This window comes from Rhodopirellula sp. SH410 (assembly GCF_055811895.1).
This window is the reverse complement of the sequence record NZ_CM147949.1, coordinates 2,555,490-2,572,798: the sequence shown is the minus strand read 5'-3', so window position 1 is coordinate 2,572,798 and position 17,309 is coordinate 2,555,490. Positions and strand designations below refer to the sequence as shown.

The following is a 17,309-nucleotide window of genomic DNA, read 5'->3' as shown; positions in this document are numbered from 1 at the left end:
ACTGAAGGAACGAGCCGAAAATAAGTGGCCGCACGCTCCGCGGTCGGAATGGTCGACCGCGGAGCGTGCGACCACAATTCCTAAGCAAAGTTGGGGAATTCATTCTTCATACCCCCGTTAGCCGCTTGGCCCGTTAGCCCCGATTCAATGCGAGAACCGTCGCTAACGGGCGGTTGATTTCTTGAGCCGAGTCGCATGAGCGACCGGGTGCCTCGCGTTACCCGATGCCTCACGGCATTCGGCTCAGCATCGTAAGACGGCGTCTCCAACGAACACGGACCGAAATGTTACTGAGGGCTCACAGCGTCTTCAGATACTCGAGTAACTCTTTTTTCTCGAGCGGTGTCAGGTTCGTCCCGAATTCATGACCACAGTTCGAGTTGCCTGAATTCCGATCGTTGGGATCCGAGTTCAGAATCTGATTGCCAAACTTGGTTTGATTCTTTGCCAAGCCCACCTTATCGATGTCGTAGTTGGGTCCAATTTTGAACTTCGTCGGACGATTCGCCGCAGGCTCCAAGAGATCTGCGAGGGTTGGCACAGAACCATTGTGCAGATAGGGCGCGGTTGCCCAGATCCCCTCCAACACTCGCGACTCGTAGACGAATTCGCTCGTTGTCACCAGGTTTGTCGGCAACTGTGTTGCCCTCAACTTTGATTCGTCCTTCGACGGATCGATAAACGCCCCTTTCAGATCTTGCAATTGCGGCGGTAGTTTGAAGTTGTCGCGTTCTTTGTCGACACGGATTTTAATTTGCGATTTCGTATCTTCGTTCGCATCGTTAGCGAGTTGTTCCTGTTGCATCAGCAGAATCCCATTGGATTCATGCTGGATGATTGAGCCTAGTACGGAAAAGGCCAGAATTTTGAACGAAGCGTCGGTCGGCTTCAGTTTCTCCGTAAGGAACGGAATGTTTTTTCCTTCCAGCACGCCTGAAGTCGCCGTCCAGCCCAGTATTTCGTACTCTCGTGAATCGGTGCCGACATCCATCAGCGGTGTTGCCCAGGTCTTGTTATTGAAGAACCGTGTCTTGCCCGGCTGCTGGCCGTGACACTCAATGCAGCCGCCCTGAACGGTGGGTCGATCGAAAATTTGCTTGCCCTGTACCTTGAGATGCTCGTCGATCGGCCAGCGATATTTCGGTGGTCCAATGTTCTTAATCAAGTCCTCCAGCCTGCGGAGACCATCGAAATTCGCGGAATTATATTGGAGGAAATTCACGCCGGAAAGTTTGAAGAAGTCATCCTGTGGATAAAACTCCGCGAACACTCCGTAAACCTCGCCGAGGTTGCGGGCGAGCCCCAGGATATCGCTGCCGTTGTCGGCAAATCCCGGCCACTGCGTTTTATCCTGAACCGCGGCATTCCAGAGGAAAGGGTACCGCACGGGTGCATCCGCCGGCCGGATGTTATCCGCCAGAAGGTGGCTCGGTGGTGGACCGATGTCGAGACCGGTCAGCCGATTGAAAATCATGCCGACCGCATCCATTCGGCCCGGTCCCCACGACTCGGCCGGCAAGGCATGCGTCATCAGCGTGTCGTATCGTAAAAACCAGGCCTGCACCTCCTCCTTTAAATGAACGACCTCATCGGCCGTCGGATCGGGCGGTCCGAGAACCTTCTTGGCAAACATGAGGAAACCGGCATCCGACGCCAACACGCGTTTGACGGCGGCGTCGAGTCCGCTGAACAGACCCTGTGCGTCAACAATCGCCGGTCCGCCATCAATCCGATACTCCTGACCATTCACACTGATCTGCCGAGTGTGACACGCAGCGCAGTTCAAGCCCGCATATCGACCGCTTCTCGTAAAGCCGACCGGTAAGCCATCAGGATTACCTGGGTTGGGCAAATAGCCGTAACGTCCGAGGGCATCGGCAAGAAAGGGTTGCCCATCTGCCTGCGTCAGCGCCATCAGCCAGGCGTAGGGGATCAGCTGGGAGCCTTGATCTCGCGTGTAGAAATCGGCGCGGGAGACAGTGGTCCACGTCGGCCCTTGGTTCATGTAAACCAACTCCGCCGAGTGAACGTGACGCGGAGTTGTCACCCCTGCAGCAATAAAGACTGCCATCGCCATGACAAGGAGTCGGGGTCGCTTAACGCTTCCGTTGGGAAATTGCAGCATGCCTCTAAGGCAGCCCAGAACCGGGTGTTGACTGTTGGTACGCATAATAACCACGCATCTCCGTTGTTCGCGATGATCTGTTTTGAGAATGAGAGAAGAGGATCATCACCGACACACACCCTTCCCGACAACTACCATGACACCCCTTTTACGAGGGACTGCGTTTCAGTGTATGCGGGGGAGACCATGCAGGCAATCAATTAACGATTAAAAATTCCAACACTTAGTAACGATTGCAGCGCCGCTCCGTGTGAAAAGCAGAAAGGGAGTGAGTAAGGGACGCACCGCGATTTCGTCGCTGAGGCACCCTGGAAGACTGAGGCGATCTAGAAGGCTGGGGCGCCCTGGAGGACTGGGATGCGAGCGTGGGGAGCGGCGAATGGCCGGCCTGCGTCAGCTGGGATAAACGGAAGTCGGTGCATAAAGCGGGGGCTCCTCTTTGCACTTCAACCCCGTCGTGGGGGGCACAAGGGAGCGGGGCGCGACGACGAAGTACGGCATGATCAATTCGCCCCACGCTGCTGCCACGGGCAGCCAAGAAGCCTCACTGCACTTGGACCGTAATTCGCGTGGTCACCAATTCGCTTTATTTTATTTGTTTGCGACGGTTTGATCGGGTACAACGGGGGGTGGGAGCGTTGTTCGTCGATGCGTTTCCTCCTCTTCGTTTCGGTGCGATTGAATGCAACTCCCTGCTTCTCGCTATGGTCTGGTGCTCATGTCGGGCGCGGCAATGGCAACCACAGCCCGTATGAAGGAACCGGTTTGTGGGGCGTCCTCGCGATGTGGAAGTTTTGGTTTCGATGCCTACAACAGCGCCTCCGTTGTAGATTCGTACGGGCAGTCCTCAGGCGAACACGATCATCATCGCTTCGAAAGGCAGTAAGATGAAAATTTGTTATTTCGCGTTCCTCGCACTCGCTTTCACACCGGCTCTTGGTTGGGCGGTTTCGCCTCATATGCTCGCAGGCGGTCAAGAACTCTTCACACGCCAGTGGGAGCCCCAGAGCCCGGCTCTGGGCGGGGATGGTCTCGGGCCGTTGTTCAATGCTTCATCTTGTGCGACATGCCATCAACAAGGCGGGATTGGCGGCGCTGGTGAAGCGGCGTTCAACGCCAATTCAATCGGTATTGACTCGCTGGAGGTGTACGGTCGCGGGGTGACCGCGGGAAAAGTCACCAAGTTGGTATCGCAGTTTCACCCGGGGTTTGTCGGGGCCGACGGAAATGTGGTGAATGTGTTGACGCTACCGCATCATGGTGGTAGCCAAACGCTGCAGCGACTCCGTAGCGCCCTTACCGAAACGACGTCCGCAGTGTTCGACGCCGATGGTGGCGCCACCGACGCAGCAGAAGTCCGCATTGCCAACAGCACGCCCATTCTCTTTGAGCAGAACGTCAATGGGTTGCATATTCGCATTGCAGCACGCTTGTATAGCCGGAATACGACAGCGCTCTTCGGTAGCGGTTTAATCGACCAAGTTGCCGATACGTTGCTCGACCGCCAGGTGCGGTTACAACAGCAGCACCCTGAAATTAGCGGCCGACCCTCGACCCTGAGCACGACCAGTCGATACGGCAAATTCGGATGGCGGGCGAACGTCGCCACGCTCATGGAATTCAACGACCAGGCCTGTGCCAACGAAATGGGCCTGCAAACTCGCCGAAGGATGCAGACACAGGACTCGACGATCCGAGGCTATCAAAACAAAGCGCACGATATTAGCGACGAACAACTTCAGATGCTGAACCAGTTTGTTGCCGCATTGCCATCGCCGAAACAATCGCTACCAAGTAACCCGATGGCTACCGCAGTCGTTCATCGTGGAGAGGCATTATTCAATCAGGTTGGTTGCAATGTGTGCCATGTTCGCGACATGCTGCCAGCCAATGGGCTCTACAGCGATTTGTTGCTACACGATATGGGAGCAGACTCGATTGACCTTAGCCACGCCGAACCCTATGTCATCAGTCGCGAACTCGTCACCCGCGAAGTCGGAGTCATCCCCCCCAGACCGACCGGGTTTTTCTCCGAATACTATGGTGGTGTGAGTTCCATTGTGTCTGAAGGTTCAGCGGGAACGGTCATCGGCCCCGCCTTCAGTTTCTATGCACCCTCACAGCCAACCGCGCAGAAGGCGTTTCGGTTGATCGATTCACAGATCAATCCCGACACCAAGAACAACACTGTGGCGATCCAAAAGTCGGTCCTCGCGATGAGGCCAACTCAGGCGATTGCGAAAATCGAACTCCGAGAACAGATGAATTTGCAAGCCACCAAATTCAATCAAGAGTGGCGCACTGCACCGCTCTGGGGCGTGCGTGACTCGGCTCCCTATTGGCACGACGGCCGCGCCGAAACCCTTCTGGAAGCTATCGCCATGCATGATGGTGAAGCGGCGGGAACGCGCGACCGATTCCTGAACTCGTCGTTCGAGGAACGGCAGAGCTTGTTGGCGTTTCTAGAATCGCTCACCGCACCATGAAACGGAAAGCATTCAAACGGGATCACCCGAACGTCACAGACGCATAGGGCAGAGATGCTGAGGGGACATAGCACTTTGACGACGGAGACATCCACAAAAACTCGCACGCCCCCTAGCCGTCGTATCCTCGGCACAGCCCGCATTCACCGCAGGCAGGCAATTGCGAGTGAGAAGTGCTCTGTCCCTAATTGGAGAAGCGCAATCACGCTCCGCAGAGCCGCTGTGATCTCACAACGAACAGTCCGTCGTCTCGCAAAAGCGGGTGAAGGGATTCGAACCCTCGACATACAGCTTGGGAAGCTGTCACTCTGCCAACTGAGTTACACCCGCATCTGAGCACTGCATTCGCAATGCAGTGCTCAATTGTAGTCACACATCGCACCTACTGCTGGCTAAGTGCTTCGCCACGCAAACTTGCATCACCACTGCCATCGATTACGGGGTCCAATGCACCCGTCAGCACATATCCATCGACACGGGCCCGGGACTGGGCCAGAAGAGCTTGGGCGGAGAGATACTGCAGGTTTGTATCGAAGTAAGTCCGCCGTGCCACCAGCACTTGAACGAAGCTCGTCTCACCGGCCTTGTACGCGATTTCGGCCAGTTTGAGCGTCTCAGCAGCATTGGGGAGAATCAGTCTGGAATAGCGGTCGACCGCCACCCGCGACGACCCATAGTCGCTCGAGACCAACGCCAGACGCTGCCTGATCGAGTTTTGAACCCGCTCCACTTCTCGGCTCGCCCTGACATATTCAGCCAGTGCCGCGGACATGTTCCCCTGGTTCCGGTTGAACACCGGGATCGGTGCCCCGACGACGAAGTTGATCAACCCCGTCCCGGTCGCCTGGTCGGATCCGGCACCGAGATTTATATCCAAGTTGGGAATTTTCTGGACGTCTTGGCGGGTGATATTGGCTCTCGCCTGAGAGACTTTGGCTTGGGCGGCCCGATACTCGGGACTGGAGACGACCATCATCGCTGCCACCTCCTGCCAGTCCAAATCCGCGGCGCTCGTTGGCAATTTGCCGACCAAGGGAACGGGTTGCAAATCGGGGCGTCCGGCCAGCGCCGCGAGCTCTCGCCACGCAGCGTGGTAACGAATCTCTACCTGCTGCAGTAATAGGTCAATTTCGTTCTTCTGCACCTCTGCCTGCACCACATCGAGTTGCGACCCCTCCTGACCTTTCTTACGCAATTCCGCAAGTTCCAATCCTTTGTCGGCGACAGATTGGAAATCTCGAATCAGGTTGAGACGCCGCTGAGCGGCAAGGGCAGTGTAGAACGTGATGCGAATATCCGTCGCCACTCGGTACTTTTGAGCCTCGAGCCGGAGTAACTGGGTCCGCAACGCCTCGTTGAGCACGTTGCGGTTGAGCTGCAACTTATCCGCGGTGATGATCGTTTGAGAGATAAACACGGTGTGCTGATCGGTCTTCTGGTCGGCGATCTGATTGCCGTTATAGCCGATGGTGGGATTCACTCGCAGACCGACCTGAGTCTTGAAACCGGCTGCTTTTTGCGTCGTGGCTACGAGCTCGGCGATGGTCGGATTGTTTGAGAGCGCAATGGACTCAATCGCTTCGAGCGAGAGTCCCTCGACCGGCTCCAGCGAAGCATCGCCGCCATCGGCCCCCATGGCCCCCATGGCCCCCATGGTCCCCGTGGCCCCCGTGGTCCCCGCACCGATCGTCGCTAGATCCGAATTCAACGCAATTAAATCGCTGAACGAGGTGAGCATTTCGTCCGGTGTGGTGGCCTCGCCGTTTTGGTCGGACTCGACCAACCCACCAGCCGGCGCATCCAAGGGAGCGATCACGACCTCATCGGTATACCCAACCGGATTGACCGCGGGCGTTGGCGGGGCTGGCGACACGCTTTCTGGCGGAGGTGCGGGTGACGGCGACGATTTGACATCGCTGGTACTCGCGTCAACCTCCACCGGCGTCGGATCAGAAAACACGCCATGCGGGCGCACCGATGTGCATCCCGTCGCGAAACTCAGTGTGGTGGTCAGCCCCAGGGCGGCCAGCAGCAAAGAACGCTTGGTCCGTCGGTTTGAAACACCGGTCTTCAATAATGCTGTCATCCGATACACCTCCATGTGTTTAAGTCGACCAGCCTGTATGGCCCATCGACGCGGTACATGTTGGATATCAAGACAAACCGCTGCGAACCGAATCCCCTGCACCCCAACAGAGTTCGGTCGTGAGGGTTGTCCGGAAGGCGCCCCCGAAAACCTTGGTGCAGTGAACAAAATCACCCCGAAGTGCAACCCCCATCACATCCGCCTGCTTGGCAGATGAGTGGGCCGGAGACAACGGGTCAGCGGGTGCTCCCCCGAACGCAGGAAAACGTTCGTTCCCGGGGGTGGGATTTCCAGTGGGTATCAACTTCGGCATCACTCACTCAACAGCGGCCCAATGGGCCCGCGTTTCGCGTCGCCGCTGCGGGGCGATACCCGCATGGGGCGATACCCACACGGTAAACCAGACCCACACGGTGCACCGGAAAGACTTGATCGAATGTGCTCAAACGCTCAGCGAACCCTGAAATACGAGAGGAGCATCACCAGTTCAATGATGACGAAAATCGCGTTTCGGCCGGTACCGTTCTGCTGCGTGGGCGCATGCGCTGAGGCAAGCACTGGCCCAGACCTGGTTTCACAGTCCGAGCGTTTGACGCCAGGTTTCGGCCATCAGGGCGTGGCCGGCCAGGGTGGGGTGGACGCCGTCGCCGGCCCAATAGTTTGGGGGTGCGATCTTGATCGCTTCATCAAACATCTCTTGAAAGGGCACCCACTCGAGCGATAACTCCTGTGTGACCTTATGAGCCACTTCACGCCGCTCGGTGAACTCAGGGAACCACTTGTCAGTGACCGCGCCGCAGCGCAGCACAAAGGGTTCGCAAATGGCGATCCGAACGCCTGGAAGTTTGGCCTGCGTTTCTTCCAACAGAGCCTTGAAACCAGACTCATAAATCGCCACGGTGCCGTCGTATTTCCCGTTGAGTTTGTGCCAAATATCGTTCACGCCGACCAGGATGCTCAGCACGTCCGGTTTCAGGTCGACGCAATCTTTCTCCCACCGCGCCGCGAGGTCCGGTACCTTGTGGCCGCTAATACCACGGTTGTAGATTTTTAAATTTTGGGCGGCGTGATCTCGCAGCAGACCGGCGGCGATCAACATCGGATAGCCGTTACCGAGCGCCCGCGGATCGTTGGCACCGCCGCGGGAGCGATCGCGTCCCGCATCGGTGATCGAATCACCCTGGAACAGTACTGTCGCTCCGTTAGCGAGTGGTGTCTCGCTCGAATCAGCGGCCGCGGCAGAGGCTGGCCCGGCGAATTGGCTCGCCGCTCCGGCAAGAATGGAAGCGGCGGTGGTTTGAAACAAACTTCGACGGTCGATGGTCATGGTCATAAAAACCGATGGTGAGGGAGGGGGTGTGAAACGGAAACATCATCCCATCATACCTGCAAAAACATCCCCAGTACAAAGCCAGCAACGCCGCTGAGTAAGATCGCAAACAGAACGGCAACCCACAATGTCGTGCGTGTTACCATCGGCTGCTCGCGAGCGGCCGGTGGTGGTGGCACGGGGGGCACCGATCGTCCCTGGAGATGATGTTCCTGGTCGCCGTTTTGATCGGGTACCGGCGGCGCTGGATCACTCGTGATACTCGACAACGCGCCCGATGACGCAGGGTATTCTTCCAGAAGCACATCAGGATTGCTCATGCTGGCACCGCCCGTTTCACCCGTCGCAGTCTTCCACGAGAGATCGTCCCCCAAACGATGCGGTGCCGGCCCCACGACGGCCGAGGGGGCCGCGTGCTCCGGTTCATCGGCCAATTCGATTCCACGTTCAGCCAGCCAGGATTCGCCTTCATCGGGTTGCATTGATGCCCAAGGGCTCAGCCGACGCACGACTTCGTTGGCGGATTGAACCCGTTTGTCGACGTCCTTCTCCATCATGTCCGCGATGATCTCGACAAACGAGTCCGACAACTCCGGGGCGAACCGGCGCGGATCCCAAGGCGCTTGGGTGAGATGACGCTTGCACTTGCTTCGCGAATCCCCCCCGGGAAATGGCACCTTGCCCGTGATCGCGTAGTACAGCGTGCAGCCGAGTGAATAAATATCGCACTGCGGTCCGACTTGATGCGGCGTGCGGATTTGTTCGGGTGCGAGATAGTCAGCGGTCCCGACGACTTTCCCCGCTCGTGGATCGTCGTCTGGGCTCGAAATCAGTGCCGCCAATCCCACGTCAGCAACCTTCGCATGCCCGTCCGGCGTCACCAGAATATTCGCTGGCTTGACATCGCGATGAATTAATCCGGATTCGTGAGCGTAGGCCAACCCCGCGGCGGCCTGCGCGACGATGGACGCGGCTTGCTGTACCGACAACCGCCCACTTTCTTTGACCAATCGCCGCAGGTCGGTCCCCGGCACGTACTCGGTGACGAGGAAATGCACACTGCCTTCCCGGCCGGCATCGAACGCACGGACGAGGTAGGGACAATCCAACGACGCCTGCAAACGAATCTCACGCTGGAAGCTCTCCCGCGCCAGATCGTCGGACTTGTCCAACGGCAGCACCTTGATCGCACAGCGACGCCCCATGATTTCATGGACGCCACCATAGACTTGCCCCATCCCACCTTTGCCAAGGAACTCCGTCACCACATAGGGACCGAGCGTTAACTTCGTGCGGCCCGCCCGCAATTGAGTTGCCTGATAGGGCGTGATCACTTGATCGCGGATCAAGACCGTTGCGATCTCACCACACACATCCTTGCGATCCTGTTCCGATAAGATCGGTGGTGCCCCCGCTTCCTTACGGTCTTGCTTGACCTCGGAGGCGGCAGCACGCCACTGGGACTCGTTGACCAACTCGCTCAGCAAAGCCGCTTCACGGAACACCAAATCGGCGGGCAGGGGTGAACTCATGCTGGATTGTTAAGTGGGAACAACACGATGATGTGAACCACACCATGGCTGCGTTGCGACCAAGAAACCCGATCTCCCTGGCACGCCATCGACTCGGGATTGGAAATTTCCTGGAGTTGCGAGAGGGACATTTCCCCAGGCGTCGGACCGTTTTCAAATGGGCGTGAGAGCGACGAGACCTCGTACGCCGAATGCAAATCGCGGCAGAACCGGAGACTTGCTGCGACCGACCGGCCGGCGGTTTGGATGATCCGCAAATGCAGCGCCATGCAGTCCGGTCCGTCGTCGATCCCGGTCACACGGCCCACACTGACCACCTGCACATCGAGCGATATCGGCGAGGGATGCATCAACCAGCCTCGCTGCGTCGGCGCGGCGGCCGGCCGCGACGGGGAACCGCTGGCAACCATCTTTACCGGTACAGCGCAGACACGGTCACCCAAGGCAAACGACTTAGCCGAGGCGACCGACTGCCGGACATCGAACCCCAACGAAAACGACTCCCAAGGCGTCCACTCCCCATTGTCGTCCGGCCGGTCCGCCGGTCCGAACAGGTTCGCATTGTCGCCCGGCCGCTCCGCCGGTCCCTGTCGACCAGCCGAACGGGGTCGTTCCGCAGCCACCAGCGTATCGAAAAACCGATCACCACAACGGCGATGTACCGCCGGTCCCTGGCAGGCGATCAGCGTGCTGCGTGATTCTTCGTCAATGACAAACCCGAGCGAAGACGTGAACGAACGAGCGCTCGTACGGATCAATTTCTCGCGTGAGATCGACCTGACGACGGGAGCGGTTTCGGCCATCGCCATTCTCAAAACGGGGCTCGATTTCCACGCGTCGGCGATCGACGTCTCAGGGGCGACGTCGGTATCGAACCGGACCCGATAGAGCAGCCGTCGACTGCCCCGTTGGAGACAGTATTGAGCCTGCCACTTGACCGGGCGGCGATGGGTCGAGTCAGTCGTGGGAGAGTCCGCGTCGCTAGACTCCTCGGGACCGAGTCGAAATTCGCCGGCCAGGCCGATCACCGCTCGATGACGTGTGTCCTCGATCGTTTCCAATCGCGTGCAAACGGTTTGCCACTGAGATGCGGTCGCGTCCGTTTTACTTTCGGGGTCGATTTTCGAACGCGGCGAGAGCAGCAGGCGCATCGAAAAACGGTTGCCGCGTCCCGGTCCGCTATACACCGCATCGATGCCGCCGTGGCGTCGATCGATGGTCACCTCCATGAACTCGTTGCTGAACTGATTGCCTTCAATCATTTTGCGAGCACCGCCCGAAAACCACCGCATGACGTTTTGCACCGTCGAGGGTGAGTTTGCATCGTCGCCAGCTTGCTTCGTTGCCGCAGCGCCAACCAGAGCAAATCCCCAGGCGGGCACATCGGCGACCAGTTGCGTCGTCGCACCCGAGGACTCGGCATGAAAGATCGGAGCGGTTTTTGCCGAGACCTTGCCCGCGACAGTCTGGCTCGTCCGCGCAGCGGGATGGGCAGGATGCAGTAACAAAATGTTCTCAGGGGCCACCGCAGCGCCACCGGGCGCCGCAGCGACGGCAAATCCCAGTGAGGTCGCAATCTGCTGAGACCATTCAGACTCGACACCCCCGGCAGTCTCCCCCGAGATCGATGTCATCGATGACTTGGTCACGAAGGTTGACGGGGCCAGCAACGCCGCGAAGCCGCGTAAATTCTGGTCGAGTTGGAATTGCAGGTCAGCGGCCAGTCGGACGCGACGCTCGAACAAATCACCCACCGTCTGCACCGGAGCGGGCGCCGTGTGGGGCGACGCACCATGATGAAAGGGCCGCTCGCCGTCCGTGAAATACTCATCGATACGCCAGAACTTACCCAGGCACAATGACCACGAAGCGGCCCGCCGTACGTCATGAAAACTATCGCAGCCACCACCCGGCCAATGGGCCATCAGGGCCGTGGCAATCTCACCTCGATCAATCGCCTCGCCCAACGAAGCGGACAGGGTGAGGAATGATTTTTCATCGTTAGCATCAATCGGCTTGGCCGTTAACGCTTCGATTTCGTACTCCCCCTCGCCCAACAACACCTTCGATTCATCGTCGTAACCACGACCGCCGAGGAAATCGATGGGGATGATTCCGCCAAAACCAGCGGCGGCGATCGCGGGAACCCATTCACCCGCGACACCTCCCCCCAACCGCGCGTAGACCGTCAGCGGTGCGGCGCCGCAGGCTTGCACCGTTTTGACCGATTCAGCGATCCGCCGCTCGGACGTTGCGATGGAGCTTGCATCAAACGCGAAATCACTCGCCGGACCACCACCGCACCAGCCAATGGGTTCATGCGAGGCTCCGTCCTCCGCAAATTTCAAGCACGCGCGAAACCGCTCGCGACGATCATCGTCACCTGCCAAGATCGCAGCAGCAACGGATTCATCGACCAGAATATTCTCCGGTGTCGCGAGTCCCGTCCGCCCGGTCGCAACGGCATCGCCGTCCATGCTCGGCGAACGACGTGAAAGACCGTCGATCCAGCTGTCCAAGGTATTGGGGGTCAGCAGCGTGAGGTCGACAATGGCTGGATCGGATGAGAAATAATGATCGCGTTCTTCGGCCAGCGCGTCGTAACAATCGTGCAACGCGTCTGTCGCTGCCTGGACGTTGCCAGCGACATACTCTTCCGCGGCGGCAACGAGTCGGGTTTCGAAATAGACTTGATCAAGATTGCTGGTGTAGCGCAGTCGCCGCGTGAGAATCTGCGTTTGCCACCACATGTAGCCCAACGCAAAAAAGTCCCGTTCATCCATGCCATGGTTCGACTCGGTACCCGAGGTCCCCAGCGAGTTTTCGCGGGACCATGCCGATGGGTCGTCCGCTGCGGAGAACATTCCGATCGCCCCGACCAATTTCTCCAGGGCATCGCTGCGACTCGAAACGCGAACGCGCACCTCACAGGCAGCGTTAAACGCAGGATCTTGTGGAGTCGGCAAGTCATGCAGCGAGACCGCATCGCGGTCGATGCCTTCGCGAACCTCTGCAGGCAATGTCGAGACGCATACCTCGGGAATGATCAGCAGACGCCGCAGCGGGCTCGGCGATGCAGGCGGCGTGGTCACGGCGGGATCGGTGTCACCCGTGGACGTGCCCGCCACAGCATCACCGGCGGTCGATTCCGCAGCCGCATTTTCAGCGGGATGTTCCGACGACGGCACCCCGCTGGGGGGCCCCGCCGCGTCTGGGGGACCCGCCGCGTCTGGGGGCTCCGCCGCGATGGGCACACGGATCGGTGGCGGTGCCTCGTCGCTGCGATGCCAGCTCGGCGTACGCCGAGTCACTGCGATCAGACGAGGGTGCCAGGCGGCCGTGAGACCGCCCAACAGACTTCGCGCACCGGCAGAATCGAGTTGGGAAGGGAAATCTTCGATCGTGCTGCACGGAATTATGACGCAGCACTCAGCAAAAGGCGGCATGAGCGACTAAAATTTGACGTAGAAGGAGGAAAATGTGATACTAATCGGAATTCCTCCCCGCTGGCACCTCCCTGGCAGCGGAAACTATTCGCTATTTCAAACGTAATAACTACGTTTCCTTTTCTCCACCTCAACTTCTCTCGAAAGACATCTATGGCAGGCTCCGCCGGCGTTTGGGGAATCGAAATCGGTCAAAGTGCCCTCAAAGCGCTTCACTGCATCAAAAAAGGCGATGAAATTATCGCTGACCAGTTCGATTTCATCGAATATCCGAAAATCCTCAGTCAACCGGATGCCAATCCGGATGAGTTGATCGCCGATGCGCTGACGGAGCTGTTCGAACGAAATGAAACGGCTCGCGATCACGTCTGCATGAGCGTGCCGGGCCAGAGCGGTTTGTCGAAATTTTTCAAGCCACCGCCGGTGGACGTCAAAAAAATCTCGGACATTGTTCGCTACGAGGCCAAACAACAGATCCCCTTCGAATTGTCGGATGTGATCTGGGACTACCAGATGATGCCCGGTGCCCAGGTCGAAGAAGGCTACGCACTCGAAAGTGAAGTCGGGCTCTTTGCGATGAAACGCGAGCAGGCCTATCGCCAGCTCGCTCCCTTTGACGACGCCGATGCGCAGGTCGAACTCGTCCAGCTCGCCCCGATCGCGATCTACAACGCGATCGCGTTTGATCGCATGCAGGAGCGTCTGGAAACCGAAGAGTTTGATATTGACGATCCACCGACTTCGACGGTCATCCTGTCGATCGGTACCGATTCGAGCGACCTGATCATTACCAACGGATTTCGGATCTGGCAGCGCAGCATGCCCATCGGGGGCAATCACTTCACCCGCCAGCTGACGAAAGATTTGAAGCTGACGTTCGCCAAAGCCGAGCATCTCAAACGCAATGCGCGCGAAGCGGTCGATCCAAAACTGATCTTCCAAACGATGCGGCCGGTTTTCAATGATCTCGTCACCGAAGTGCAGCGGTCCATTGGATTTTTCCGCGGCATCGACAAGAAGGCCAACATCACCGAGCTATTGGTCACCGGCAACACCGTCAAAATGCCCGGATTGGCTGCTTATCTGGGTAAAAACCTGGGCTACGAAGTCCACATTCTCGATCGATTCAATCGCCTCAGTGGTGATGATGTCCTGTCCATCCCCACGTTCCGAGATAATGCGCCGACCTTCGCGGTGTGCTACGGACTGTGCCTGCAGGGACTTGGAATGGCCCAAGTCCACACGTCGCTTGTGCCGCGAGAAATCCTGACACAGCGAATGATTCGTGCCAAAAAACCATGGGCACTGGTGGGCTTGAGCGCGCTGTTATTAGGGGCCACGGTCCAATATTTCATGACCCAGCGATCCTGGGCCACGACCACCGACGACATCTGGAAGTCGGCAACCGGTGCCGTCGCTCAAATGTCGACCTACAGCACCGGTGAGAAGTCCAAAGACGCTGACTTGGAAAGCCGGTTGATGTTCCTTAACCAACTCGGCAAGGAAATCACGGGCAATAATGACGAGCGATTGCTGTGGTTGGAGGTCTTCGAAGCGGTCAACCTGATGATTCCTCGTGAAGAGTACCCCGACGGTAAAATGCCTTCTCCACGCGAGAAGCCGCTGCAGGATCGCAAGGATATCTATGTCACGTCGATCGATAGCAAACACTTCGACGATCTCACCGAGTGGTACACCGAAGATGTCGCCAAACGGTACCAAGAGGAAATGAATGACTGGACGCGGCAAATGAAACGCAAACTACCGGGCGTCCCCGCCGCCGACGGGAGTGTCGCAGCAGCCGATGCCGCCGCGAGCGATACGCCCGCGGCGCCCGATGAAGGGCCGACCGAGGCGGGATGGGTGATCCAGCTCAAGGGCTACCATTACTACAACAGCGCTGAACGGATGGGTTTTGAAGGTGCCAACCACGTCCGCCGGACTCTGACCACCAATTTCCTTGAGAAAGAGATTTCATTGACCTCGCCCAATGGGGAAAAGCTAACGTTCACACCTCAACAAATGGGTTTCAGCTATCCGTTGCAAGTGAACGTGAACCAACCTACGTTGACGCGCGTCAAAAATCCCGATTTCGATCCCAATAGCATGGCCGCGCAAATCAAGCCGCCGATCGGTGTCGAGCCGGGCGATGAGATGACGGGCCCGGACGGCAAAACCATCATCTATGAACCGCCAACGCTGGAAGAACTCCGGTTGGACTTCATCTTCCAAGTCGTCTGGAAGCCGGTGCCACTGAGCGAACGCCTGGAACTGAAGATGGCCGCCGAAGAAGCCGCCGCCGAAGCGGCCGCAATCGCTGCCGAAGAAGCCGCTGCCAACAGTGACCTCGAAACGACACCCTGAGGATCGAGCGGAAAGTTACCGTCTGATTTTGTAGTCGAACGCTCCGCGATCGACCCTTCCGACCGCGAAGCGTTCGGCCACTTATTACTCTCCCTCGTCTCCGATCTCCCTTCTCTCTCTTCTTCTGTTGTCACCATGGATCAGCTCAAACCCGCGATTGAATTCTTCAAGCAGTACGGCTTTTGGATTGCCGTTGCCTTGATCCTGCTGGGATCTGTGGGCGTCTGGTTTACGGTCACCGGGGAACTGGTGGCCGAGAGTGAATCCCGGGCGTCGAAGATTCGCGCTGATATCGCGAAGGTCCGCAGCGTGCAGGGCGAACTTGACGTACACCCCAATCCGATCTCGCACGCGAAAATGGAGGAGATGATCGATACGCGCGAGGAACAAGTCCTCGAGGCCTGGACGAACGTCTATGAAAAGCAGAAAGACATCTTGGTGTGGCCCGAAGATCTGACGGACGAACTCAAGGACGAGTACCGCGAAAAAATCCCGATCGAACTATACGTCGAGTTCCCCACGCCGGACGATCAAAAGCTGGAGCCGTTCCTCTTGCAGCAGTACCGAATGTACATCGACAAGACACTGCCGAAGATCGCCAAGATCGCTGATGCTGAATGGACAGCAAAGTTTGATAGCCAATCAGCAGCAGCCGGCGGTATGGGCGGCATGGGTGGTATGGGCGGCGGATATGATATGGAAGGGAGCATGGGCGATATGGGCATGGGCATGGGCATGGGGGCGGGCCCTCGTGACATCAGCATCACCGGTGTTACCAAGGGGCCTCTGGTTCGCTGGTCATCGACGGCCCAGCAAAAACTGATTACCGAATTGTTTCCTTGGCAGGGCCGGCGTCCGAGCACCCTTGAGGTCTATTACTCGCAAGAAAGTCTGTGGATCCTCCGCCAATTGCTGGCCATCATCGCGACCGTCAATGGCGATGCCAAACAGCCGTTCGAAGCCAAAATCCGTGAAATCAAGCAGTTATCGATGGGCCGCATGGTCAGGTTCTCCGAAGGCGTGCTCGCATCGCCCTCGGCCGGCGGTGCGATGGGCATGGACGGCATGATGGGCATGGACAGTGGCATGATGGATATGGAAGGCGGCATGATGGGCATGGACGGCGGCATGGACAGCGGCATGATGGGGATGGACGGCATGGACGTCGAGGAAATCGACCCTGCTGACAACCGCTACGTCACACCCGACCATGAGCCGATCACGGGATCGGAATTGCGAGGCGCCTTCGAAAGTGACGTCCCCGATGATGCACCTCTGAAAGTCGCCAAACGCGTGCCAGTGATGATGTCGGTCCGGATCGACCAGCGGGCGGTCGCTGACCTGTTGGCCGCCTGCGGTAGCGCCCCACTGATGGTCGAGGTCGTCCAAACCCGAATTTTTGGAAACGGGGAGGCACCGAGCGCATCGGCTGCTGGAGGGATGGATGGCGGCATGAGCGGCGGCGGCGGCATGGGCATGGGTATGGGCGGCGGCATGGACAGCATGGGCGGCGGGATGGACACCATGGGCGGCATGGGCGGTGGTGGTTATGGAACCACAGGGACCGACCAGTTCCCGCTGGACGTCAACGTCGAGGTTTATGGACTGATTCACGTCTACAATCCTCCGCAAAAGGACAAACTCGGCGTGGAACAGATCACCGCCGAAACCATCATTGACGGCGAAACGATGGCTGAGAAAGTCGAAGGCGAAAAGGCTGCCGCCGCAGCAGCAGCCGCCGATGGGACTCTGCCACCTCCGGCTCCCGCCCCCGCAGCAGACACACCCGACACCAGCCCACCGGCGGGAGCGGCCGCTGACACGCCTGCGGCTCCAACTCCGGCGGCGGCTCCGGCTCCAGCCCCGGCGGCGGCCCCAGCGGCCCCGGAAAATGCTGGCAACCCGGTGCCTGATCCGGTATAACGAATTGAGGCGGCGGC

8 protein-coding genes and 1 tRNA gene are annotated in these 17,309 nt (G+C 58.4%); 3 read left to right on the top strand and 6 right to left on the bottom strand.

The genetic code is table 11. The features are described from left to right. Positions 1-298: 298 nt before the first annotated feature. Positions 299-2,077, bottom strand: coding sequence for a di-heme-cytochrome C peroxidase (locus SH410x_RS09495; protein WP_473676265.1), 1,779 nt, complete (start codon positions 2,075-2,077; stop codon positions 299-301). A gap of 935 nt (positions 2,078-3,012) precedes the next feature. Here SH410x_RS09495 and SH410x_RS09490 point away from each other — a divergent pair. Then, entirely contained in the window at positions 3,013-4,611 is a 1,599-nt protein-coding gene (locus SH410x_RS09490; protein ID WP_473676264.1) for a di-heme oxidoredictase family protein, read from the top strand. 257 nt (positions 4,612-4,868) lie between these two features. On the opposite strand, the gene SH410x_RS09485 is transcribed toward SH410x_RS09490, so the two are convergent. The 5 genes from SH410x_RS09485 to SH410x_RS09465 form a co-directional block, all read right to left on the bottom strand. Beyond that, a tRNA-Gly gene (locus tag SH410x_RS09485) sits at positions 4,869-4,941 on the bottom strand. A 52-nt stretch (positions 4,942-4,993) separates the two neighbouring features. Next, a complete protein-coding gene (locus SH410x_RS09480; RefSeq protein WP_473676263.1) occupies positions 4,994-6,697 on the bottom strand; it encodes a TolC family protein in 1,704 nt (567 codons plus the stop codon). 574 nt (positions 6,698-7,271) lie between these two features. Further along, positions 7,272-8,030: an SGNH/GDSL hydrolase family protein gene (locus tag SH410x_RS09475; RefSeq protein WP_473676262.1), complete on the bottom strand. Its 759-nt coding sequence runs from the start codon at positions 8,028-8,030 to the stop codon at positions 7,272-7,274. 47 nt (positions 8,031-8,077) lie between these two features. After that, a complete protein-coding gene (locus SH410x_RS09470) occupies positions 8,078-9,559 on the bottom strand; it encodes a serine/threonine-protein kinase (RefSeq protein ID WP_473676261.1) in 1,482 nt (493 codons plus the stop codon). After that, positions 9,556-12,870 carry a hypothetical protein gene (locus SH410x_RS09465; RefSeq protein ID WP_473676260.1) on the bottom strand — a complete coding sequence of 1,105 codons (3,315 nt, stop codon included), beginning with the start codon at positions 12,868-12,870 and terminating at the stop codon, positions 9,556-9,558. The genes SH410x_RS09470 and SH410x_RS09465 overlap by 4 nt, the downstream gene beginning before the upstream one ends. Before the next feature lie 288 nt (positions 12,871-13,158). Here SH410x_RS09465 and pilM point away from each other — a divergent pair, with 288 nt between their 5' ends. After that, positions 13,159-15,369, top strand: coding sequence for a type IV pilus assembly protein PilM (pilM, locus tag SH410x_RS09460; RefSeq protein WP_473676259.1), 2,211 nt, complete (start codon positions 13,159-13,161; stop codon positions 15,367-15,369). Positions 15,370-15,504: 135 nt separating this feature from the next. Next, positions 15,505-17,292, top strand: coding sequence for a hypothetical protein (locus SH410x_RS09455; protein WP_473676258.1), 1,788 nt, complete (start codon positions 15,505-15,507; stop codon positions 17,290-17,292). Positions 17,293-17,309: the final 17 nt, after the last annotated feature.